The following is a 22,189-nucleotide window of genomic DNA, read 5'->3' on the forward strand; positions in this document are numbered from 1 at the left end:
TCGGTGGTGGCCATCGCCGTGTTGACGGCGATGAACCTGCGCGGCCTGCGGGAGTCGGGCACCGCCTTCGCCATCCCCACCTACGGCTTCGTCATCGGCATCTTCGCGCTGATCGCCACCGGGTTGTTTCGGATCTTCGTGCTGGGGCAGGACCTCCAGGCGCCCAGCGCGGGCATCACGATCGTCGGCGAGGACCAGGGGCTGGCCGGTATCGGGCTGGTGTTCCTGCTGCTGCGCACCTTCGCCTCCGGTTGTGCCGCGCTGACGGGTGTGGAGGCGATCTCCAACGGCGTGCCGGCCTTCCGTCCCCCCAAGGGAAAGAACGCCGCCACCACCCTGGTCATGATGGGCGGCCTGGCGGTCAGCATGTTCATGGGGCTGATCGCGCTGGCCAAGCTCACCGGCGTCCACATGGCCGAGAACCCGGGCTCCAAACTGATCGGGGTGCCGCACGGCTACGAGCAGGAGACGCTGATCGTCCAATTGGGACGAACGGTCTTCTCCGGCTTCTCTCCCGGCTTCGTCTACCTGACCGCCGTCACCGGTCTGATCCTGGTGCTGGCGGCCAACACCGCGTTCAACGGCTTCCCGGTGCTCGGCTCGATCCTCGCCCAGGACCGCTACCTGCCCCGCCAGCTGCACACCCGCGGCGACCGGCTGGCGTTCTCCAACGGCATCATCCTGTTGGCGCTGTTCGCGATGGTGCTCGTGGTCGCCTTCGGCGCCGACGAGAACCGGCTGATCCAGCTGTACATCGTGGGCGTGTTCGTGTCGTTCGTGCTGTCGCAAAGCGGCATGATCCGGCACTGGAACCGCCTGCTGCGCACCGAGAAGGACCCGGTGAAGCGGCGACGGATGCGCCGATCCCAGATGATCAACACCTTCGGCCTGCTGATGACCGCCTCGGTGCTGGTCATCGTCATCGTCACGAAGTTCACCCACGGCGCCTGGATCTCCATCGTCACCATGGGCGTGCTGTACCTGATGATGCGCGCGATCCGGCGCCACTACCGCAAGGTGTCGCAGGAGCTGGCGGCACCGGAGGGCAAGGCGCCGCTGCCGGCGCGCAACCACGTCATCGTGCTGGTCAGCAAGGTGCACCAGCCGCTGATCCGGGCGCTGGCCTACGCCAAGGCCACCCGGCCCGACACCCTGACCGCGCTGACGGTCAATGTGGACGATGACGATACCCGTGCGCTGCAAGCCGAGTGGGATCGCCGCAAGATATCGCTGCCGCTGACCGTCGTGGACTCCCCGTACCGCGAGATCACCCGGCCCATCGTGGACTACGTGAAGTCCCTGCGCAGCGCCAATCCGCGCGAGGTGGTCACGGTGTTCATCCCCGAGTACGTGGTGGGGCACTGGTGGGAGAACCTGCTGCACAACCAGTCGGCGCTGCGGATCAAGAGCCGGCTGCTGTACGAGCCCGGCGTCATGGTCACCAGCGTGCCCTGGCAGCTGGAGTCCACCGAGTCGCGCAACCTCGACCGGCTCGACAACCGTCTGTCCGGCCGGAAATGATCGTCGACATCGGGCCGGTGGCGCACGGCGGCCACTGCGTCGCCCGCGCCGAGGGACGGGTCATCTTCGTGCGCCACGCGCTGCCCGGTGAACGGGTCCGCATCGAGATCACCGACCGGCGCGCGAAGTTCTGGCGCGCCGACGCCGTGGAGATCCTCGAGCCCTCGCCCGACCGCGTCGAGGCGCCGTGCCGCTTCGCCGGGCGCTGCGGCGGCTGCGACTTCCAGCACGCCGACCCCCGCGCGCAGCTCGACCTGAAGACCGCGGTGCTGCGGGAGCAGCTCACCCGCCTGGGCGGACTGTCCGCCGACGAGGTCGCCGGCTTCGCCGTCGAGGCGCTGCCGGGCGGTGCGCTGGGCTGGCGCACCCGGGTGCAGTACGCGGTCGACCGAACGGGCCGGGCGGGGCTGCGGGAACACCACTCCCACCGCGTCGTCCACATCGATGAATGCGTCATCGCCGACGAGCGCGTCCGCTCGGCGGGCCTGCTGCGGCAGCGCTGGCGCGGCTCGAACGTGCTGGGCGTGGTGGCCGGCGACGCCGACGAGCTGTCGGTGTACACCCAGCGCGACCGCCGCGGGCAGTCCCGCATGGTCTCCGGCCCCCGCGCCGTGACCCAGACCGTCCAGGGCCGACAGTTCACACTGGACGCCGACGCCTTCTGGCAGGTGCATCCGGCCGCCGCCGACACCCTGTCGCGGGTCGTCGCCGACCTGGCCACACCCGGTGCGGGACAGACGATCTGGGACCTGTACGCCGGGGCCGGGCTCTTCGCCGCCGCCCTGGCTCCCGGCGTGGGAGACTCGGGCACGGTGGTGGCGGTGGAGTCCGACCGCCGCGGCCGAGCCGCCGACAACCTCGCCGACCTGCCGCGCGCCGAGGTCCGCTACGGCGACGTCGCCGCGCTGCTGTCCGAGCTGCCCGACCCCGACACCGTCGTGGCCGACCCGCCCCGCACCGGCCTCGGCGCCGACCTCGTCGACGCCCTGGCCGCCGCCGACCCCCGCACGCTGATCTACGTGGCCTGCGATCCCGCCGCCCTGGCCCGCGACCTGAAGTCCTTGGCCTCGCACGAATACCGGCTCACCGCGCTGCGGGCCTTCGACGCGTTCCCGATGACCCACCACTTCGAGACGGTGGCCCGTTTCGAGCGCTGAGACGCGCCGTGAGGTCAGACCATCGCCGGTGCGGCATCGAAGCGCCGCAACAGCTCCGCGCGCCGCTGTGGCGACGTGAAGGCCGCGGCGAAGCCGCAACGCGTGAACTCCGCGATCTCCTTGTCGGACAACCCGAGCCGCTCGGCCAGCTCGTACTCGTGGGCGATGTCGGTGCCGAACTGGACGGGATTGTCGGTGCCCAGGGCCACCTTGACGCCCGCGTCCACCATGCGCCGCAGCGGGTGGTCGACGAGGCCGCCCACCGCGCCCAGCACCAGATTGGCCGTGACGCACACCTCCACGGTGATGTCGCGGGCGGCCAACAGGTCCAGCAGCCACGGCTCGTCGGTGGCGTGGGTGGCGTGGCCGACGCGGGTGACGCCCTCCATGCCGGCCACCGCCGCGATGTTGGCGACGGAGAACTCCCCGGCGTGGACGGTGACGCCGAGCCCGGCCTCGGCGGCGGCGCTGATCACGGTGCGGCCCGCGTGCCAGTCGGCCTCGGTGTTGTACGGCACGTTGAGCAGGTCGACGCCGGCCAGCCCGTCGGACGCCGCGCGGCGGCACTCCTCCAACACCCGGTCCAGCCGGTCGGGCTCGTGCCACAGCAGCAGCCCCGCCAGCGCCTCGGCCCTGAAGCCCGGGTGCCGGGCGTGCACGCGCTGCTCGGCGCGGCGGAACAGCGCCATGAATCCGGGCCGCAGGATGGTGTCGCTGCCGAAGCGCATCTCGGTGTAGCACGAACCCGCGGCGGCCGACTCGTCGAGCGCGTCGGCCACGCGCTCCACGAAGGCCTCGTCGGTGTCGGCCTCGGCGGGGGCCGGGAACACCCGGGACAGGCGCTGGAGGCGCGCCAGGCCCGGCGGCACCTCGGCGATCAGCGCGCGGCGCCAGGTCTTCCAGTCGAAGGGGCGGCGGCCGTGACGGCGCGCCAGCACGCGGTCAAGCCGCGGCGACCATTCCTGATGCATGTGGAGGTCGGCTTTGAGCATGTGCGGGATCATCTCACTGTGGGTGGCGGACTTCTGTATATCTACTCCCGGCGCGTCCGTGAGTGCCAGTGACGGTTATCCGACACTCGCGATCCGGCTCACCACGCCACCGCGCCACGAACGATTCGGCTTCGGCGAGGTCTAAAATCAGCCGTTATGGATCGCGCGGACGCCTCGAAACCCGGTGAAATACTCGCCACCATCTCCAGCCTCGCCGAGTACAAGAAACTCCCGGTGGAGGCGCTTCCCGCGCTGGCGGAGGAGATCCGTGACTTCCTGGTCGACCGGGTGTCGCGCACCGGCGGCCACATCGGCCCCAACCTGGGCGTCGTCGAGGTCACGATGGCCCTGCACCGGGTCTTCGACTCCCCGCACGACCGGATCGTCTTCGACACCGGCCACCAGTCGTACGTCCACAAGATACTGACCGGGCGCGCCGAGGGCTTCGACAGGCTGCGCAAGCGCGGCGGCCTGACCGGCTACCCGAACCAGTCCGAGAGCCGCCACGACCTGGTGGAGAACTGCCACGCCTCCACCGCATTGTCCTATGCGGACGGCATCGCCAAGGCGCACGTGGTGCGCGGCGAGGACCGCCACGTGGTGGCCGTGGTCGGCGACGGCGCGCTGACCGGCGGCATGTGCTGGGAGGCGCTCAACAACATCGCCTCCCGCAAGGACCTGCCCCTGGTGATCGTCGTCAACGACAACGGGCGCTCCTACGCGCCCACCATCGGCGGCCTCGCCAACCACCTGGCCACCCTGCGGCTCAACCCGACCTACGAGAAGCTGCTCGACACCGTCAAGGAGACCCTGGGCCGCACCCCGGTGGTGGGCCCGCCGCTGTTCGAGGCCATGCACGCCGTCAAGCGCGGCATCAAGGACGCCGTGGCCCCGCAGGCGATGTTCGAGGACCTCGGGCTGAAGTACGTCGGCCCCGTCGACGGGCACGACCTCGACACCATGATCAGCGCGCTGGAGCGCGCCAAGGGCTTCGGCGGCCCCGTCATCGTCCACACCATCACCCGCAAGGGCAACGGCTACGCGCCCGCCGAGGACGAGCCCGACGACCGCATGCACCAGTCCAACGCCTTCGACCCCGACACCGGGCAGGCGCTGCCGGGCGGCGGCGGCGTCAAGTGGACCTCGGTGTTCGCCGAGGAGCTGGTGGCCGTGGCCGACGAGCGCACCGACGTCGTCGGCATCACCGCGGCGATGGCCAAGTCCACCGGGATCAGCAAGCTGGCCGACAAGCACCCCGAGCGGGTCTTCGACGTCGGCATCGCCGAGCAGCACGCCGCCACCTCGGCGGCCGGGCTGGCGCTGGGCGGCATGCACCCGGTGGTGGCGGTCTACTCCACCTTCCTGAACCGGGCCTTCGACCAGGTGCTGCTGGACGTCGGCATGCACCGGCTGCCGGTCACCTTCGTGCTGGACCGCTCCGGCATCACCGGGCCGGACGGCCCCAGCCACTACGGCATCTGGGACATGGCGGTGTTCCGGGTGGTGCCGGGGATGCGGATCGCCGCGCCCCGCGACGCCGCGACGCTGCGCGAGGAGTTCCGGGAGGCGATCGCCGTCGACGACGGCCCCACCATCGTGCGGATCCCGACCGGCGCCGTGGGCGCCGACCTGACCGCGCTGGAGCGCGTCGGCGGCGTGGACGTGCTGGCCCGCGACGGCGCCCAGGACGTGCTGCTGGTGGGCTGCGGCTCGATGGTCACCGTCGCCATGGAGGCGGCGGCCCGCATCCGCGAACACGGCTTCGGCGTCACCGTGGCCGACCCGCGCTGGGTGGCCCCGGTCCCCGAGGCCCTGGCGGACATGGCGTCGGCGCATCGACTCGTGGTGACCGTCGAGGACGGCGTGCGCACCGGCGGCTTCGGCGACGCCCTGGCCAAGGCCATGCGCGACGCCGGCGTGACCACCCCGCTCAAGGACCTCGGGGTTTCCGCCGGCTGGCACCCGCACGGCTCCCGCGACGAGCTGATGGCCGATCTGGGCCTCACCGCGCAGGACGTGGCCCGGGTCGCCACCGAGGCGCTGGTCCGCCTCGACGGCAGCGACGCGGCCCTGCGCGTGTGACCCGAAACGTCAAGGGCCCCCGACGCGATGTCGGGGGCCCTTTTTTGGGTGAGCGAGGAGGATGGTCTAGCGGTTGATCTCCCGGATGACGTCCCAGGCCAGGTCCTGCCACTGGCCGTAGGCGTCGGGGAAGGCCGAGCCCTGCACGGTCTGCGCGGCGTTGCCCAGCGGCATCGACGTCCAGCCGCCCACCTTCTTCAGGGAGCGGTAGAACGTCTTGGCCGAGTAGTCGGCGGTCATGCACTGCTTGACCGTGCCCCAACCCATGCTGGGCCGCTGCTGGAACAGCCCCACCGAGTCGAAGTCGGAGCCGAGGCCCTCGTTGGCGTAGCCCTGCGACTCGGAGATGGCCGTGGACGCCAGGTTGCGCAGCTTGCTCTCCTGCATGGCCGTCATGAGCGCGACGGCCTGGCCCCGCCGGGAGACGCGCAGGTCCTCGCCGGCGTTGACGATCCGGATCGCGTTGTTCATCTGCGCGTGGGACAGGCCGTGCACCGGCCGCGGCCGGTGCTTGCGCTTGGCGTGGTTGGCGGCCGGGGGGTCGTCGCGCTGGCTGGAACGGTCGCTGGAGCGGTCGGAGCGGGCGCCGGAATCGGCGTGGCCCTCGGCGGCCAGTTGGCTGGTGTTGCTGGTTGCTGGTTCGGGAACGGTCGCCGGGGCGAGCCCCAGGAGGCCGAGGCCGAGGACGGCGGTGCCGCCGGCCCCGGCGATGCCGCGCCAGAAAGCGGCGGGCAGTCCGGTGCGCTCGCCGTTTCCGGCGCGCAGTGGGTGCAGTGGTCGGTGGATCAACCCTCGGGCCAGTCGGGGGAGGGCGCTGAACACCGGGCTGAGCCCGAGCTCGATGGCGCGCAGCCGGTGGCGTCCGTGATAACCGGGATGGAGGGATGCTTCCATGTCGCGGGATTTTTGCTCGCGGTCTGTTGGCATTCGGCCACCCTAGGCGGCGATTTCGCAGGTGAACAGCGCCGAAAGAGCGACATGACATTGATGAGTATGAGTAAGTATTCGGATTGACCACGCCCTCCGATTTGTTCGTTATGACCGTTATGTGGGCGTTTCGGGCCACTGCGGACGGAGTCGGGTTCTTTGTCGTCCCCCGGCCGTGGAACCTCGTGTGGTCCGTCCGGGCGAGTTACGCCGTTGTGATTCGACTTTGTGATCCTGGACATACTTGTCCCCGAACGGGGTGAGCGCGTTCACGAAAGGGGTATAAACCCCGAGAAACTGTGGCGCCACGCACCGTAGCCGGGGTGGACGCCGACCCGTAACCTGTGCGTCATGCGGGTACTGGTGGTTGAGGACGAGAAAGCCCTGGCCGAGGCGATCGCGCGCGGCCTGCGGCGCCACGGCTGCGCCGTGGACGTCGCCCTCGACGGCCACAGCGGCCACCACGAGGCCGTCACCACCCGGTACGACGTCGTGATCCTGGACCGCGACCTGCCCGGCATGCACGGCGACCAGATCTGCGCCGACCTCGCCCAGCGCGGCCTGCTCGCCCGGGTCCTGATGCTCACCGCCTCCAGCACCCTGGCCGACCGGGTGTCCGGCCTCAACCTGGGCGCCGACGACTACCTGGCCAAGCCCTTCGCCTTCGCCGAACTGGTGGCGCGCGTCCAGGCGCTGGCCCGGCGCTCCACCCCGCCCGCGCCGCCGGCGCTGCGATTCGCCGACGTCGAGCTGCACAGCGCCGGCCACCGCGCCACCCGGGCCGGGCGACGGCTCGACCTGACCCACAAGGAGTTCGGGGTGCTGCGGGAGCTGCTCAAGGCCGCGGGGTCGTACGTGTCGGCCGAGGAGCTCCTGGAATCGGTGTGGGACGCCCACGCCGACCCCTTCACGTCCACGGTGCGGGTCACCATGCGCACCCTGCGCCGCAAGCTCGGCGAGCCGCCGCTGATCGAGAACCTTCCCCGGGTCGGCTACCGGATCGCCGCGACCGTCGCCGAGCCGTCGGGCCGCGTCGAGTGAGGCCGGGCTGGCTGCCCGCCCTGCGGCTGCGCCTGGCGGCGTGGATCGGCGGTACCGCGTGGGAGGCCGCGGCGATCCGGCAGCGCCGCTTCGTGTCCAACGCCAGCCACGAGCTGCGCACGCCGCTGGCGGTGATGCGCACCGAGATCGACGTGGCACTGTCCAATCCGGACGATGACGTGGCGGAGCTGCGCGCCATGGCCGAGGTGGTGCGCGACAACTGCGACCGGATCAACGACCTCATCGAGTCGCTGCTGTGGCTGGCCCGCGCCGAGGCCGAACGGGAGCAGTGCCTCACCAACGCGGGGCGCACCGACCTGGGGGAGTGCGCCGCGGCCGCCGTGGCCGTGGCCCGGCCGGCGGTCGACACCATGGAACTGTCGCTGGCGGTGTCGCGGCTTCCGGCACCCGTGCGCGGCGACGCCGTGCTGCTGGAGCGCGCGGCGGGAAACCTGGTGGAGAACGCGATCCGCCACAACGTCCCGTCCGGACGGATCTGGGTGCTCACCGGCAACGACGCCACCACCTCCTGGCTGGTGGTGGGCAACACCGGCTCGGCGGTGGACGCGGCCACGGTGCCGCGGCTCTTCGAGCCCTTCAACCGGGGCGGCGAGGCGCGCGTCGGGCGGCGCGGCGCCGGGCTCGGCATGTCCATCGTGCGAGCGGTGTGCCGGGCGCACGGCGGCCAGGTCACCGCCCGCGCCCTGCCCGGCGAGGGCGGCCTCGAGGTGCGCCTGGAGATCCCGGTGGCCGGCCCCGACCCGCTGTCCGCTTAGTGGGATCGGATTGCCGAAATGCGGGACGGCTCCGGTAGGGTGGCGCGGTCGGATACCACCAACGAAGGGAACGGGCGCGCCCATGACGCGGATCGCGGTGATCGCCGGGGACGGCATCGGTGTCGAAGTCACCGAGCAGGCGCGCAAGGTGCTCGACGTCGCGCTGCCCGGCCACGAGGCCACCGAGTACGACCTGGGCGCGCGGCGCTACCACGCCACCGGCGAGATCCTCCCCGAGACCGTACAGTCCGAACTGGACCAACACGACGCGATCCTGTTGGGCGCCATCGGTGACCCGTCCGTGCCGCCGGGCGTCCTGGAACGCGGCCTGCTGCTCAGGCTGCGCTTCGACTTCGACCAGTACGTCAACCTGCGCCCCTCCAAGCTGTGGCCCGGCACCGCCTCCCCGCTGGCCGATGTGAAGCCCGGCGAGGTCGACCTGGTCGTGGTGCGCGAGGGCACCGAGGGGCTGTACGCCGGGGCCGGCGGCTCCATGCACACCGGCACCTCCGCCGAGATCGCCACCGAGGAGAGCCTCAACACCCGCTACGGCACCGAGCGCGTGGTGCGCGACGCCTTCGAGCGCGCCCTGCGCCGCGAACGCCAGCACCTCACCTGCGTCCACAAGACCAACGTGCTGTCCCACGCCGGCGGCCTGTGGCGCCGCACCTTCACCGAGGTCGCCGAGGAATACCCGGACGTCACCTGCGACTACCAGCACATCGACGCCGCCGCCATGTTCCTGGTCACCCAGCCGCAGCGCTTCGACGTCGTCGTCACCGACAACCTGTTCGGCGACATCCTCACCGACATCGCCGCCTCGGTCACCGGGGGCATCGGCCTGGCCGCCTCCGGCAACGTCAACCCCGACCATTCGCATCCGTCGATGTTCGAGCCGGTGCACGGCTCGGCGCCCGACATCGCCGGAACCGGCGTCGCCGACCCGATCGCGGCGATCATGTCCACGTCACTGCTGCTGGACCACCTCGGCCAGCCCGTCGCCGCGGTCGCGGTGACCCAGGCCGTGGCCGCCGAACTGTCCGGGCGAACCCCGGGCGAGGCGATCGCCACGGCCGCCGTGGGCGACCGAGTAGCCCAGCGAGTAGCCGACATCCTCGGCTGACTCGCGGGGAGTCTTCCACTGTCGAAAGCACCCCGGCGGGTATCCGTCACGGGGCGCTGTGTCGTGTCACCGACTGTTCCCGCCGACGGCCTTACCGGGACTCCTTAACGAAAGGTAAGTTCGGATGACAACGACCAATCTCGCGCGCGCCGCCGAAGTGGACGCGCGTCCTATGACAACGACGTCTCGTGGAGGTCTCATCATGAGCGGCAGCGACCTACCCCAGTTCGACATTCGGCCCAACCCGGCGCCGCGGTCGGCGGCCGAGCGCGCCGCGGTGCTGGCCGAGCCCGGCTTCGGGAGCACCTTCACCGACCACATGGTCACGATCCGCTACACCGAGGCCGACGGTTGGCACGACGCGCGAGTGGAGCCGTTCGGCCCGCTGTCGCTGTCGCCGGCCACCGCGGTGCTTCACTACGCGCAGGAGATCTTCGAGGGCCTGAAGGCCTACCACCGTGCCGACGGCAAGATCGGCCTGTTCCGGGCCGAGGAGAACGCCCGGCGCTTCCAGCGTTCGGCGTACCGCATGGCCATGCCGCAGCTGCCCGAGGAGTGGTTCCTGGCCTCGCTGCAAACGCTGATCGATGTGGACTCCGACTGGGTTCCCGACGGCGAGGACACCAGCCTTTACCTGCGCCCCTTCATGTTCGCCTGCGAGGAGTTCCTCGGGGTGCGTCCGGCCAAGGAGTTCCTGTACTGCGTGATCGCCTCCCCGGCGGGCGCCTATTTCAAGTCGGGGCCGAAGCCGGTGAGCCTGTGGGTGTCGGCCGACTACACCCGCGCCGCGCCCGGCGGCACCGGGTCGGCCAAGTGCGGCGGCAACTACGCCACCTCGCTGCGTCCCCAGGCCGAGGCGATCGAGAACGGCTGCGAGCAGGTGGTGTTCCTGGACGCGGTGCATCGCAAGTACGTTGACGAGCTCGGCGGCATGAACATCTTCTTCGTCTACGGCGACCAGAAGAAGATCGTCACGCCCGAACTCGGCACCATCCTGGCCGGGGTCACCCGCGACGCGGTGTTCGCGCTGGCCCGCGACGCCGGGTACACGGTGGAGGAACGCCAGTACGGGATCGACGAATGGCGCGCCGGCGCCGCCGACGGCAGCCTCACCGAGGTGTTCGCCTGCGGCACGGCCGCGGTGCTCACCCCGGTGGGAACGGTGCGCGACCACACCGGCGAGTTCAGCGTCTCGACCGGCGAGGCGGGCCCGCTCACCAGGCGGCTGCGGCAGTCCCTGCTGGACATTCAGCACGGCAAAGCCGCCGACCCCTACGGCTGGACCTCCGTCGTCGGCTAGGGCACCGACTTGATCTTCCACACCAGCGCCCCGCCGATCACGGTGATCACCGCGGTCAGCGCGTACAGGCCGGTGTAGCCGCCGAGCCCGGCGACGATCGGGGCGGCCAGCGCCGGGCCGAGGACCTGGGGTGCGGAGTTGGCGATGTTGATGACGCCGAGGTCCTTGGCGCGGTCGGTGGCCGCGGGCAGGACCTCGGTGATCAGCGCCTGGTCCACCGCGAGGTAGACGCCGAAGCCGGCGCCCATCACCCCGGCGGCGACCATGGACATCGGCCAGGTGTGCCAGAAGGTGAGCAGCAGGGCCGCCACGGCCATCACGACCGCCGAGACGGTGACCAGCGACCTGCGGCGTCCGATGCGGTCGGACAGGATGCCCCCGGCGACGGAGGTGGCCACGACGCCCAGGGTGTAGATGACCGTGAGGATCAGGACGCCCTCGTCGGAGGTGTGCCCGGGAAACAGCCGGTCGTAGCGCACCGCGTCCTGCAGGAAGAACAGCAGGTAGAGGGTGCCGGTGGCGTTGCCCAGCATGATGAGGAAGCGGGTGATCCAGGCCCAGGCGAAGTCGGGGTGCCGCCGGGGGCTGATCCACAGGCCCGCCAGGATCTTCCGCCACGACACCGCGGGCGCCGCCGAGCGCGGCAGCGGCGGGTCGGGGGTGGTGAGGACGAAGGGCAGGCCCAGCGCCACGGTCATGATCCCGATGGCCAGGTAGCCGCTGGCCATGCCGGTCACCAGCATCGTCACGATGGCCGCGCCCATCACGAGGCCCAGTGCCTGCGGAAACCCCATCCAGCCCGACACCATGGCGCGCTGGCGCACCGGCACGTGGTCCGGCACGGCGGCGTTCAGGCTGGCGTAGGCGCCGTTGAGGGCGGCCTGCGCCACGCACCATCCGATGGCGACGCCCAGCACGGTGGTCTGGACGCCCAGGAAGGCCAGCGCGATCGCGCCGAGGATGAGGCCGCCCAGCGTCCAGGGGTGGCGGCGCCCGAGGCGGCCGGTGGTGCGGTCGGACAGGGCCCCGGCGATCGGGTTGGCGAACACCGACACCAGCGCCCCGGCGCCCGACACCCAGCCGAAGGTGGCCACCTTGGTGGACGGGTCGATGTGCGCCAGTTGCAGGGGAAGCAGCACCTGGATCGGGGTGTAGAAGGACATGTACACGCCGAGCACGGCGGCGGTGATCCCGCCGATCCACACCGGCCCCACCTTGTCGCGCGGTTCGGCGAGGGCGACCGGTCGGTCGTCGGTGGTCATGCGCGTTGCCCGGCGATCAGCGAGGCGTACCAGTCGAAGGACGCCCTGGGGGTGCGGGTACCCGAGTCGATGTCGGTGTGCACCAGACCGAAGCGCTGGTGGTAGCCCTCGGCCCACTCGAAGTTGTCCATCAGTGTCCACACCAGATAGCCGCGGACGTCGGCGCCCTGGTCGACGGCGTCGGCGACGGCGCGCACGTGGGCGTCGAGGTAGTCGACGCGGGCGGTGTCGTCGGGGGCGGCGGCGAAGGAGCAGCCGTTCTCGGTGATCCACAGTGGGGGCAGCGCGTCGCCGTAGTCGCCGGTGAGCTCCAGCAGGGTCCGGGTGAGTCCCGACGGGACGATCGGCCAGCCGAACTCGGTGTGCTCGACGCCGTCGACATCGACGAACGCGAAGGGCAGCGGGCCGTCGCCGGCGGCGGCCACCCGGGTGGGGTTGTAGTAGTTGACGCCCAGCCCGTCCAGCGGCGCCGCGATCGCCTCCATGTCTCCATCGTGGATGATGTCGCCGAGGTCGACGCCGAAGGCGCTCAGGTCGGGGTATCGCCCGAGCACCACCGGGTCGGTGAACAGCCGCCGGTGCAGGGTGTCGTAGACCCCGGCCGCCGCGACGTCGGCGCCGGAGTCGGAGGCGGGCACGGCGGGGGAGTAGCTGTTGGTCAGCAGCACCCGCCGGGCCCCGGCGGCGCGCAGTCGCCGCGCCGCCAGGCCGTGGCCCAGCAACTGGTGGTGCGCCACGGGAAGCGCCTCCAGAAGCAGCTGCCGCCCGGGGGCGTGGCTGCCCAGCGCGTAGCCCAGCGCCATGTGCTCGAAGGGCTCGTTGAGGGTGATCCAGTCGTCGACGCGGTCGCCGAGCCGCTCGGCCACGGCGGTGGCGTAGTCGGCGAGGCGCTCGGCGGTGTCGCGGTTCAGCCAGCCGCCGGCGTCTTCGAGCGGCTGCGGCAGGTCCCAGTGGTACAGCGTCGGCATGGGGGCGATCCCGGCCGCCAGCAGCGCGTCCACCAGCCGCTCGTAGAAGTCGAGGCCCCTGGTGTTCACCCGAGCGCCGCCGTCGGGCACCACCCGGGTCCAGGAGATGGAGAACCTATATATATCGACACCGAGGCGTCGGAGCAGGTCCACGTCCTCCGGCATCCGGTGGTAGTGATCGCAGGCGACGTCGGCGGTGTGTCCGTCGCGAATGGTGCCCGGGGCATGGCTGAAGGTGTCCCAAATGGACGTCCCGCGCCCGTCCTCGCGGACGGCCCCCTCGATCTGGAAGGCCGAGGTGGCCACCCCCCAGCGGAATTCGCGCGGCAGGCGCGGAATGGGCGACATCGGGACCTCCGGTGAGAATATGAAAAAGTCTCATGAACCTACCAGCTCGGTGTCGGCATTCCAAGTGGTCAACTCCCACGCCGCCGACTTCCGAGACGATAGGGTGCCACACTGAACTGGGATTCACTTTCGCGTTCCTGACGGCTCTACGCACCCGCGAGGGGGAGATTTGGTGGTCGACGGTGCGGTTCGGCTCAACAGGTTCGGTTGGGAGCGCGGGAAGGTCTGGTCGACGCTGGTCATGGCGCTGGCCATATTCGCCCCCGTCATCTTGTGGACACAGTGGAACAACATGGTGTCCGGACAGGAGGAACTCCGGGCCGGGAGCCGTATCATCCTGTCGGCGACCCCGCCGCCCATGGCACCGTCCGAAGAGGGCATCGTCAGCCTCTCCATTCCCGGCAACGGTTGGACCGTCGACACCGGCTCCAGCAAGCCCGCCGAGCGCGTCCTCGTCCATTCCCCCATGGTGGTGAGCTTTTCGGCGGTGGCCGGCGTCAAGGACATCGGGGTGCTGTTCGACCGCAAGAAGCGCGATCTGGCCGACGGCAACCCGTCCATGTTCACCACCGACGTCAAGTCGTACACCTCGCCGAAGGGCCTCAAGGGACTGTGGGGCGACCTCACCGGGGAGCGCTACGGCGGCGCCCTGGTCGTGGTGGGGCGCGGCAGCGTGGCCGCGGTGCTGGAGGTGACCGGCCCGCTGGGGCACCTGGACGGCGAGATGGACTCGATCCACGACATCCTGTCCTCGTTGGAGGTGTCGACATGACCAATGTGGAGCGTATCGTCGTGGAGGGGCAGGGCAGCTTCGTCCGGGTCCGCAAACCCGCCTACTGGCTGTACGTGGCGCTGGTCGGCTTCGGGCTGATCAGCATGGGCACCACCATGTCCAGCGCGGTGTCGGTGCTGTCGACGGCGCTGTGGATCTCGGCGCTGCTCAACGGCGCGATGGCCGCGGTGTTCATCTGGGTGCTGGCCCGCATGGACCTGTTCGAGCGCGAGCCCGCCGCCGCCCGGGCCGCGGCGTTCGTGTGGGGCGCGCTGGTGGCCACCTCGCTGGCGATCATCGCCAACAACAACCTGCTGTCGCTGTTGACCAAGCTGTTCGGCGCCGGCTTCGCCGCCAAGTGGGGCGCGGCCCTGGCCGGCCCGACCGACGAGGAGTGGCTCAAGTTGATGGGCGTGATCATCCTCGTGTTGATCTGCGGCGAGCACTTCAACCGCTCCATCGACGGATTGATCTACGGCGCGATGTGCGGGCTCGGCTTCCAGGTCATGGAGAACATGGTCTACGCCATCAACAACGCCTTCTCCAACCCCAACAGCGACTTCACCGGCGCGGTGTCCATCACGGTGATGCGCATCCTGGTCGCCGGTCCCTGGAGCCACCCGATCTACAGTGGAGTGGCGGGCCTCGGGGTCGCCTACGCCGTGACCACCAAGGGAAAGCGCCCGGTGATACAGCGCTACGCCGTGGCCGCGGGGCTGTTCGTGCTGGCGTGGCTGATGCACGCGCTGTGGAACTCGCCGCTGCCGCGCGACCTGCCCGGCGGCCTCAACGCCCTGGTGATCTACGCCAAGGGCGGGTTGATCCTGGTGTTCTTCCTGGTGCTGTACCGCTACGCCGCCAACTACGAGTGGAAGTGGTTCGGCCGCATCATGACCGGCCAGCCCGAGTCGATCATCACGTCCGAGGAGCTGGAGTCGATGCGCACCCTGGGGACCCGGCGCCGGGCGCGGCGGCAGGCCGAGTTCACCTACGGCCCCAAGGGACGCAAGCTGGTGCAGCGGATGCAGCGCGCCCAGCTCGAGCTCGGCGAGGCGCTGGCGCGGGCCCGGCGGGCCGAGAAGGACCCGCGGCACGCCCTGGACGTCACGGTGGCCGGCCGCAACGTCCACAGTATCCGCACCGAGCTGGAGGCGGCCCGCACGATCGGGCGGGACAAGCCCCGCGGCAAGGCGGACACCGGGCCCGGCTAAAAAGGAACGCGTGTCCGACGCCAAGCAGCTTCCCGAATACGCCGACCGCGTGCTGTCGGTCGCCGAGCTCATCCCGCCCGGCAGGGTGATGACCTACGGCGACGTCGCCGAGTGGCTGGGCGAGGGAGGACCGCGTCAGGTGGGCCGCGTGATGTCGCACTACGGCGGGTCCGTCACCTGGTGGCGCGTGGTGCGATCCGACGGGGTCCTGTTGCCCGGCCACGAAACCGAGGCGCTGGCGTGCTACCGCGAGGAGGGCACGCCGCTGCGCTACACCAGCGCCGAGGGCCACCTGCCGCGCGTCGACATGTCCCGGGCCCGCTGGAACGGCGAGGCTGCATAATCGTGCGGGCGATACAGAGAGGCGAGACATGGACGCGGGCCAGGTGCTCCACCAGCGCTACCGGCTGATCGGGCGGATAGCCAGTGGCGGCATGGGGGAGGTGTGGCGCGCCGAGGACCAGGTGCTGCACCGCACCGTCGCCATCAAGATCCTGCACGCGGCGCTGGCCGCCGACCCGCAGTTCCAGCAGCGCTTCATCCAGGAGGCGCGCGCCCTGGCGTCGCTGAACGCCCCGGGCCTCATCGACCTGTACGACGCCCGGTCCGAGCCCGGCCCCGACGGCGTGCCGCTGTCGTATCTGGTGATGGAGCTGGTGAACGCCCCGCCGCTGTCGGCGGTGCTGGCCGAGCGCGGGCGCCTGGATCCGGCGACGGTGATGGACATCCTGCGGCAGTGCGCCACCGCCCTGCAGGCCGCGCACGGCGCCGGGATCGTGCACCGCGACATCAAGCCCGCCAACATCCTGCTGGCGGACGACGGCACCGTCACCGTGATCGACTTCGGCATCGCCCGGCGCGGCGGCAACGCCGCCCTGACGCGGGCGGGCTCTGTGATCGGCACCGTCGAATACGCCTCGCCCGAGCAGCTGCGCGGCGAGTCGCTCACCGGGTCCAGCGACCTGTACTCGCTGGGTGTCGTCGGCTACGAGTGCCTCACGGGGCTGCCGCCGTTCCACGGCGACACCGCCGGGGTCATCGCCGCGCAACTCAACCGCGAGCCCCCGCCGCTGCCCGATGCGGTGCCCGCGTCCGTGCGCGACGTGGTGACGCGGGCGCTGGCCAAGGAGCCGTCGCGGCGTTTCGGTTCGGCGTCGGATCTGGCCTCGGCGTGCGCCGCGGCGGCCTCGGGGACCCGGGTGATGCCGATCGGTCACGCCGTGCCGCCGGTGCCGCCCACCGAGGAGGTCGAGTACGACGCGCCGGTCGAGGAGGCGCCGGTACCGGTGGATCGCCTGCTGCGCAAGCGAACCCTCACCACCGTGGCGATCACGCTGGGAGTGGTGATCGTCATCGTGGTGGCGGCCGGGCTGGCCTGGTGGATCGGACGCCAGGGCTCGGGTCACCAGGCGACCGGCCACTCCTCGTCGAAGGCGTCGCACTCGTCGTCCTCGCCGAGCCCCACGGGACCCGCGGGCCCGACCGATTCCACCCTGGCCAGTGCGGACTCCGGCGACTGCCTGGGCATCGACTACGGGATCTTCTCCGACGACGCGGTCCTCACCGACTGCGGCGGCGGGCCCACGAAGTTCGAGTTCGTGGCCGATTCCGCCAACAAGGGCGTCTACCAGATCGTCAACGACGACGACGGCGACAAGGTCTGTCTGAACTGGAAGTACGGCGACGACGAGCTGTCGCCCGGCGACTGCGACTTCGACACCGCCTGGGCCTTCACGTGGATGGAAACCAGGGGCGGCAAGGACGTCTGGCAGCTCCACAGCGTCACCAACAGCAAGTTCTGCCTGACCGCCGGGGTCGACTATCCACAGGGGCAGGAGTGCGACGCCGACGCCAACCAGCGGTGGGGGACTCAGGCGGCGGGCTGAGGCGCGGCCTCGCGCGGCGTCCACACCGGCAGCGCCCGCACGCACAGGTACAGCAGGTATCCCAAGGGCGCCAACAGGATCGTCAGGATCAGGATCGGCGCCATCGCCAGCGGGTGCACGCCGCGCCTGCGGGCGTCGAGGTATTCCCAGCGGCCCATGAACAGGTCGAAGGCGATGAAGTGCGCCCATCCCAGTGCCGCCCCGGCGGGCGTGCCCAGCAGGTGGGCGACGCCGTCGAGACTGGGCTGGGTGACGGCGGGCAGCACGGTGCCCAGGATCGGCACGATCAGGGCGGCGTAGATGAGCGCGGCGGGCACCGCGATCAGCGGGGAGGCGATGATCCGCCGGGTCCACCTCCAGGTGGGCAGCGCGATCATCAAAAGCCAGAACGGTCCGGCCACATAGGTCAACAGGTTCATCGCGAGGGCGTTCACCGGCACTCCTGAAAAGATGGATAACTAAGCTATCCGCTTATGGATAGCGACAGTATCCGATCGCGCGGCGTTCGGCAAACGGCGCGGCTCAGCCGTCCTCCTTGTCGATCGCGACACCCACCACGTCGGGCTGCTCGGCGAGCGCGGCCGTGAGCTTGGCGATCGAACCACGTCCCCGCAGCGTCAGCGTGGTGGAACGCGACCCCTCCTCGCGCTCGGTGCTGACCTCGGTGACGGTGAATCCCCGGCCGGTGCACAGCGCCAGGGCCGCCGCCAGCGCCGAACCGGCCGTGTAGGTGACCTTGAGGCGCCCGGAACGCTTGGCGTGGCGGCCGATCATCCGCTCCAGCGGCGTCAGGCCCGACAACACCGCGACGTGAAGCACGGTGACGCCGACGGCGATCAGCGGCATGCCCGCCCCGCAGGCCATCGCGATGGCGGTGGTGACCCAGATGGACGCGGCGGTGGTGATCCCGAAGACCAGGTCGCGGCGGAGGAAGATCACCCCGGCGCCCAGGAAACCGATGCCCGACACCACCTGCGCGGCCACCCGCGAGGTGTCGGCGACCTCGCCGTTCAGCGGCACGAACCCGTACTTGCTGACGACGGTGAACAGCGCCGCCCCCAACGCGATCAGCGCGTGGGTGCGCATCCCGGCGGGCTTACCCTCGAACTCCCGCTCGGCGCCGATCACGGCGCCCAGCAGCAGGGCCAGCGCCAGTTCGCCCACGTGTGTCCACCACATCGCCTTTGAGGCTACGCCGTGGTGAGCAGGGTGTCCCGCAGGTTGGCGACGGTCGCGGCGTCCACGTCCAGGCCCTTGTGGACGAACGAGGCGAAGTCGCCGAAGCGGGCGTCGGCCTCGTCGAAGGCGGCGGCGAGGTAGTCGGCGTGCTGGACCACCAGCGGTGCGAACAGCTCCGCGTCGATGTCGGCGGACGACAACGCCGCCAACTGTTTGCGGGCCACGGGACCGAAGTACTCATTGGACAGCATGTAGTCGGCGAGGATGTCCTCGCGCGGCACCCCCAGCAGCCGCAACACGATCGCGCTCATCCACCCGGTGCGGTCCTTGCCCGCCGTGCAATGGAACAGCAGCGGCAGCCGGGGCGCCGCGGCGATGGTGCGCAGCGCCGTGGCGAACTGGGCGCGCTCGGCGGTGCCGGCCACGAAGCACCGGTAGATGTCGAGCATGCCGCGCCGGGCCTGCCCGTCGCCCAGCGTGCGGTGCAGGGTCGCCGGATCGGGAGACCGGGCCAGCGCGTAGTAGCGCTCCAGGCTGCCGCCGCCCACCGGCAGCGCCACCGGAGTCAACCCCTCGGGGAGGCGGTCGACGCCGGCGGCCAGCTGCTCGGCGGGAATGCGGAAGTCCAGCACCGTGCGCAGCTTCAGCGCGCCGACCACGTCCAGGTCGGCGTCGCTGAGCCTGCTCAACTCGCCGGAGCGAAACAGCTGTCCATAGGCGACCTTCCTGCCGTCGTCGGCGAGGTGCCCGCCCAGATCGCGCAGGTTGGGGCTGCCGTCGAGCCGGATGTGTCGGGGGTGATTCACGGTGGAATCCTTTCCGCGCCCTAACCCTCGCGGTCCAGACCCCGCCGGCGCAGCAGCGGCTCCAGCCGTGGCTCGCGTCCGGCGAAGTTGCGGTAGGCGTCCATCGGGTCCATGCTGCCGCCCTTGCCGAGCAGCTCGGTCCGGAAGCGATCGCCGTTGGCGCGGGTCAGTCCGCCGTTGTCCTTGAACCACTCCACGGTATCGGCATCCAGCACCTCACTGTAGATATAGGAGTAATAGCCCGCGGAGTAGCCGCCGCCGAAGATGTGCCCGAAATAGGTGCTGCGGTAGCGCGGACGCACCTCGGCCGCATCCACCCCGGCCGCGCGCAGCGCCTCGGCCTCGAAGCGCTCCACCGTGGCGCGCGCGTCGTCGGCGTCGGGGACCTGCGCGGGCGACAGCGTGTGCCACGCCTGGTCCAGCAGGGCCGCCTCGAGATACTCGGTGGTGGCGAAGCCCTCGTTGAACTGCTGGGTCTGAAGCAGCTTGTCCACCAGTTCGGACGGCATCGCCTCGCCGGTCTCGTGGTGGCGCGCGAAATGCGTGAGCACCCGCGGCCACGTCGACCACATCTCGTTGACCTGGGACGGGAACTCCACGAAGTCGCGCGGCACGCTGGTGCCGGTGAACCGCGGGTAGTTCACGTCCGAAAACAGCCCGTGCAGCGCGTGCCCGAACTCGTGGAACAACGTGGTGACCTCGGTGAAGTTCAACAGCGCCGGCTCGCCGTCCGGCGGCTTCGGGATGTTGAGGTTGTTGACCACCACGGCGCGCTCGTCGAAGAGCCGGGACTGGAAGACCAGCTCGTTCATCCAGGCGCCGCCGCCCTTGGAGTCGCGCGTGAAGTAGTCGCCGAGGAACAGCCCCAGCGCCGAGCCGTCGGCGTCGAAGACCTCGAAGACCCGCACGTCCGGGTGGTAGGTGGGCAGGTCGAAGCGCTCGGTGAAGCTCAGGCCGTACAGTTCGCCCGCCGCGTGGAACACTCCATCGTGGAGCACCCGGTCGAGCTCCAGGTAGGGGCGCAGCGCCGCGTCGTCGAAGTCGTAGCGCCGCTTGCGAAGCAGCTCGGTGGCGAACGCCCAGTCCCACGGCGCGATGGTCTCCTGCCCCAGCACCTCGGCCCGCTCGGCGGCCTCGGCGCGCAGATTCGCGATCGCCTTGGGCGCCAGGTCGGCCAGCATGGACTGGGCGCGCGCGGCGGTGCCGGCGGTCTGATCGGCGATGGAGTATTCGGCGTGGTTGGCGTAGCCCAACAGGACGGCGTGCTCGGCCCGCAGCTTCGCGATCCGCAGCAGGGTCCGCGAGCTGTCGGCGTCCGAGCCGTCGTTGCCGCGCGACACCGAGGCGGTGTACAGCCGTTGCCGCACCGCCGGATCGGTGAGCGACTTCAGCGCGGCGGGCACCGTGAAGTTGTTGAGCGTCAACAGGTACTGGCCGTCCAGGCCGCGGTCGCCGGCGGCCTTGGCCGCGGCGGCGATCGCCTCGGCGCTCAGGCCGTCCAGCTGCTCGACGTCGTCGACGACCACCGCGGCGGCGTTGGTGGCCGCCAGCTGCAGCTGCGAGAACGTGGTCTCCAACGTGGACAGCTCCGAGTTCAGCTCCTCCAGCCGCCGCTTGTCCGCCTCCGACAGCTGGGCACCGGCGCGCACGAAGTCCAGGTGATAACGGCGCAGCAGCCACGCCGACTCGGCGTCCAGGCCCAGGGAATCCCGCCGCCGGTACAACGCGTCGATGCGGGCGAAGAGCTTGGGGTTCAAGCTGATCGCGTCGCGATGGGCGGCCAGCTTCGGCGCCACCTCGGACTGCACGCCCTGCAACACCGGGTTGGTGTCGGCGGCGGTCTTGTTGAAGAACACCGCGTTCACCCGGCCCAACAGCCGCCCCGACCGCTCCAGGGCCACGATCGTGTTGTCAAACGTCGGATCCTGTGGGTTCTCGGCGATCTCGTCGACCTCGGAGCGCTGTTCGGCCATGCCGCGCTCGAAGGCGGGCAGGTAATGCGCGTCCTCGATGAGATCCAGCCGCGGCATTCCGTACGGCAGATCGCTGGGAATCAGGAAGGGATTGGTCATATCGGTCACCCTGGCCAGGGTACTGGTCCCGTTCGATTTACGATGACAGCACGAGCGATGCGAGGGTGGGATCAACAGGTGCGTACGTGTTTCGACATTGACGAACAGGACGAATATCACGCCGCCCGCACCCTGCTGATCCGTCGCTGCGAGCAGTGGGCCGGGGAGCACGACCGGCCCGCCGACGAACTCCTGCTGATGTCCGCATTGGACTCGCGGCACTTCAGCGCCGACGGGCGCCTCACCTACTGGACGCCCGACCACGTCCGCCGCTACCTGCTGGAGTGGGTGCCGCGCTACATCGACACCGAAACGGGCGACCCGATCGAGGCCCCCGAGGTGCTGCGCACCCTGCTGCGCTTCATCGCCGACTACGGCCTGCGCGACCCGCGCGGCGCCGACCTCGCCGACAACGAGGCCGCCATCGACGCCGCCGCCGCGGACTTCCCGGCCGCGCTCAACGACACCGAGCGCTTCGGGCTCGGCAAGTTCTGGGGCCGGGTGGCGCGCGACAACAATGTGGACGTCAGCGACGCCGACGCGCTCAGCGACCTGCAGCAGGACGTCAACGACGGGCGGGTCACGGTCGACGAGAGCCTGCTGGAACGCCTGCTGCGCAGCCAATACACCCAACCGCTGCTCGGCGAGGAGCGCACCCTGGCGCAGCTGCCGGTCAGCCTGCCGTCGGCGCGCGAGCTGGCGGCCACCGCCTCACACGCCCCGGCACTGCGCCACCTGCGCGCGCTGGTGGCCTGGGTGGGCCGCG

General features: G+C 70.6%; 19 protein-coding genes and 1 pseudogene. 12 read left to right on the forward strand and 8 right to left on the reverse strand.

The genetic code is table 11. The annotated features are described in order from the left end of the window. Together VE172_RS00465 and VE172_RS00470 are read left to right on the forward strand one after the other, a co-directional pair. A partial coding sequence (locus VE172_RS00465) for an APC family permease (protein ID WP_324795585.1) occupies positions 1-1,521 on the forward strand: 1,521 nt, incomplete at its 5' end. Next, entirely contained in the window at positions 1,518-2,678 is a 1,161-nt protein-coding gene (locus VE172_RS00470; protein ID WP_324795588.1) for a class I SAM-dependent RNA methyltransferase, read from the forward strand. The genes VE172_RS00465 and VE172_RS00470, both read left to right, overlap by 4 nt. 14 nt (positions 2,679-2,692) lie before the next feature. Here the strand turns inward: VE172_RS00470 and VE172_RS00475 are convergent, their stop codons facing one another. Then, the gene (locus VE172_RS00475; RefSeq protein WP_324795591.1) at positions 2,693-3,670 is read right to left on the reverse strand and encodes an amidohydrolase family protein; all 978 of its coding nucleotides are present in this window, start codon (positions 3,668-3,670) and stop codon (positions 2,693-2,695) included. A 156-nt stretch (positions 3,671-3,826) separates the two neighbouring features. Here VE172_RS00475 and dxs point away from each other — a divergent pair, with 156 nt between their 5' ends. Continuing rightward, positions 3,827-5,752: a 1-deoxy-D-xylulose-5-phosphate synthase gene (dxs, locus tag VE172_RS00480; RefSeq protein ID WP_324795593.1), complete on the forward strand. Its 1,926-nt coding sequence runs from the start codon at positions 3,827-3,829 to the stop codon at positions 5,750-5,752. Positions 5,753-5,818: 66 nt separating this feature from the next. Here dxs and VE172_RS00485 read toward each other — a convergent pair whose 3' ends face one another. Beyond that, positions 5,819-6,646 (reverse strand): hypothetical protein, encoded by an 828-nt coding sequence (locus VE172_RS00485; RefSeq protein ID WP_324795596.1) that lies wholly within the window; start codon positions 6,644-6,646, stop codon positions 5,819-5,821. Positions 6,647-7,030: 384 nt separating this feature from the next. Here VE172_RS00485 and VE172_RS00490 point away from each other — a divergent pair, with 384 nt between their 5' ends. The 4 genes from VE172_RS00490 (at position 7,031) to VE172_RS00505 (ending at position 10,919) form a co-directional block, all read left to right on the forward strand. Next, entirely contained in the window at positions 7,031-7,720 is a 690-nt protein-coding gene (locus VE172_RS00490; RefSeq protein ID WP_324795599.1) for a response regulator transcription factor, read from the forward strand. Beyond that, a complete protein-coding gene (locus VE172_RS00495) occupies positions 7,717-8,496 on the forward strand; it encodes a sensor histidine kinase (protein WP_324795601.1) in 780 nt (259 codons plus the stop codon). Before VE172_RS00490 ends, VE172_RS00495 begins: the two co-directional genes overlap by 4 nt. A gap of 82 nt (positions 8,497-8,578) precedes the next feature. After that, positions 8,579-9,619, forward strand: coding sequence for a 3-isopropylmalate dehydrogenase (locus VE172_RS00500; RefSeq protein WP_324795604.1), 1,041 nt, complete (start codon positions 8,579-8,581; stop codon positions 9,617-9,619). A 202-nt stretch (positions 9,620-9,821) separates the two neighbouring features. Next, entirely contained in the window at positions 9,822-10,919 is a 1,098-nt protein-coding gene (locus tag VE172_RS00505) for a branched-chain amino acid aminotransferase (protein ID WP_324795607.1), read from the forward strand. Here the strand turns inward: VE172_RS00505 and VE172_RS00510 are convergent. After that, entirely contained in the window at positions 10,916-12,181 is a 1,266-nt protein-coding gene (locus VE172_RS00510) for an MFS transporter (RefSeq protein ID WP_324795611.1), read from the reverse strand. The two genes, VE172_RS00505 and VE172_RS00510, sit on opposite strands and share 4 nt — an antisense overlap. Beyond that, positions 12,178-13,497 carry a GH1 family beta-glucosidase gene (locus VE172_RS00515; protein ID WP_324795613.1) on the reverse strand — a complete coding sequence of 440 codons (1,320 nt, stop codon included), beginning with the start codon at positions 13,495-13,497 and terminating at the stop codon, positions 12,178-12,180. Before VE172_RS00515 ends, VE172_RS00510 begins: the two co-directional genes overlap by 4 nt. Positions 13,498-13,669: 172 nt before the next feature. Between VE172_RS00515 and VE172_RS00520 the strand changes: the two genes are divergently transcribed. The 4 genes from VE172_RS00520 to VE172_RS00535 are packed head-to-tail and all read left to right on the forward strand — an operon-like array spanning position 13,670 to position 17,366. Further along, positions 13,670-14,269 (forward strand): hypothetical protein, encoded by a 600-nt coding sequence (locus tag VE172_RS00520; protein WP_324795615.1) that lies wholly within the window; start codon positions 13,670-13,672, stop codon positions 14,267-14,269. Next, entirely contained in the window at positions 14,266-15,480 is a 1,215-nt protein-coding gene (locus VE172_RS00525) for a PrsW family intramembrane metalloprotease (protein ID WP_324795617.1), read from the forward strand. The genes VE172_RS00520 and VE172_RS00525 overlap by 4 nt, the downstream gene beginning before the upstream one ends. 10 nt (positions 15,481-15,490) lie before the next feature. Continuing rightward, complete coding sequence (locus VE172_RS00530) at positions 15,491-15,823, forward strand: MGMT family protein (RefSeq protein WP_324795620.1); 333 nt, start codon at positions 15,491-15,493, stop codon at positions 15,821-15,823. A gap of 28 nt (positions 15,824-15,851) precedes the next feature. After that, positions 15,852-17,366 (forward strand): serine/threonine-protein kinase, encoded by a 1,515-nt coding sequence (locus VE172_RS00535; RefSeq protein WP_324795623.1) that lies wholly within the window; start codon positions 15,852-15,854, stop codon positions 17,364-17,366. Here VE172_RS00535 and VE172_RS00540 read toward each other — a convergent pair. From VE172_RS00540 to VE172_RS00555, 4 genes are all read right to left on the reverse strand, one after another. Then, entirely contained in the window at positions 17,351-17,800 is a 450-nt protein-coding gene (locus VE172_RS00540) for an ABA4-like family protein (protein ID WP_324795626.1), read from the reverse strand. The two genes, VE172_RS00535 and VE172_RS00540, sit on opposite strands and share 16 nt — an antisense overlap. Before the next feature lie 88 nt (positions 17,801-17,888). Further along, positions 17,889-18,545 (reverse strand): MgtC/SapB family protein, encoded by a 657-nt coding sequence (locus VE172_RS00545; RefSeq protein ID WP_324795628.1) that lies wholly within the window; start codon positions 18,543-18,545, stop codon positions 17,889-17,891. Between the two features lie 11 nt (positions 18,546-18,556). After that, entirely contained in the window at positions 18,557-19,351 is a 795-nt protein-coding gene (locus VE172_RS00550) for a tyrosine-protein phosphatase (protein WP_324795631.1), read from the reverse strand. A 20-nt stretch (positions 19,352-19,371) separates the two neighbouring features. Next, entirely contained in the window at positions 19,372-21,432 is a 2,061-nt protein-coding gene (locus VE172_RS00555) for a M3 family metallopeptidase (protein ID WP_414715044.1), read from the reverse strand. Between the two features lie 69 nt (positions 21,433-21,501). Between VE172_RS00555 and VE172_RS00560 the strand changes: the two are divergent. Next, positions 21,502-22,189: pseudogene (locus tag VE172_RS00560) on the forward strand (hypothetical protein); the annotation flags it as partial.

The sequence above is a fragment of the Stackebrandtia sp. genome (genome assembly GCF_035643755.1).
Lineage (GTDB): Bacteria > Actinomycetota > Actinomycetes > Mycobacteriales > Micromonosporaceae > Stackebrandtia.

Excerpts from the sequence above, each read along its gene's own strand:
- VE172_RS00505 (WP_324795607.1), top strand. The coding sequence starts at position 9,822 with ATGAGCGGCAGCGACCTACCCCAGTTCGACATTCGGCCCAACCCGGCG.
- VE172_RS00545 (WP_324795628.1), bottom strand. The coding sequence starts at position 18,545 with ATGTGGTGGACACACGTGGGCGAACTGGCGCTGGCCCTGCTGCTGGGC.
- VE172_RS00490 (WP_324795599.1), top strand. The coding sequence starts at position 7,031 with ATGCGGGTACTGGTGGTTGAGGACGAGAAAGCCCTGGCCGAGGCGATC.
- VE172_RS00500 (WP_324795604.1), top strand. The coding sequence starts at position 8,579 with ATGACGCGGATCGCGGTGATCGCCGGGGACGGCATCGGTGTCGAAGTC.
- VE172_RS00515 (WP_324795613.1), bottom strand. The coding sequence starts at position 13,497 with ATGTCGCCCATTCCGCGCCTGCCGCGCGAATTCCGCTGGGGGGTGGCC.
- VE172_RS00475 (WP_324795591.1), bottom strand. The coding sequence starts at position 3,670 with ATGCTCAAAGCCGACCTCCACATGCATCAGGAATGGTCGCCGCGGCTT.
- VE172_RS00470 (WP_324795588.1), top strand. The coding sequence starts at position 1,518 with ATGATCGTCGACATCGGGCCGGTGGCGCACGGCGGCCACTGCGTCGCC.
- VE172_RS00525 (WP_324795617.1), top strand. The coding sequence starts at position 14,266 with ATGACCAATGTGGAGCGTATCGTCGTGGAGGGGCAGGGCAGCTTCGTC.
- dxs (WP_324795593.1), top strand. The coding sequence starts at position 3,827 with ATGGATCGCGCGGACGCCTCGAAACCCGGTGAAATACTCGCCACCATC.
- VE172_RS00485 (WP_324795596.1), bottom strand. The coding sequence starts at position 6,646 with ATGGAAGCATCCCTCCATCCCGGTTATCACGGACGCCACCGGCTGCGC.
- VE172_RS00510 (WP_324795611.1), bottom strand. The coding sequence starts at position 12,181 with ATGACCACCGACGACCGACCGGTCGCCCTCGCCGAACCGCGCGACAAG.
- VE172_RS00535 (WP_324795623.1), top strand. The coding sequence starts at position 15,852 with ATGGACGCGGGCCAGGTGCTCCACCAGCGCTACCGGCTGATCGGGCGG.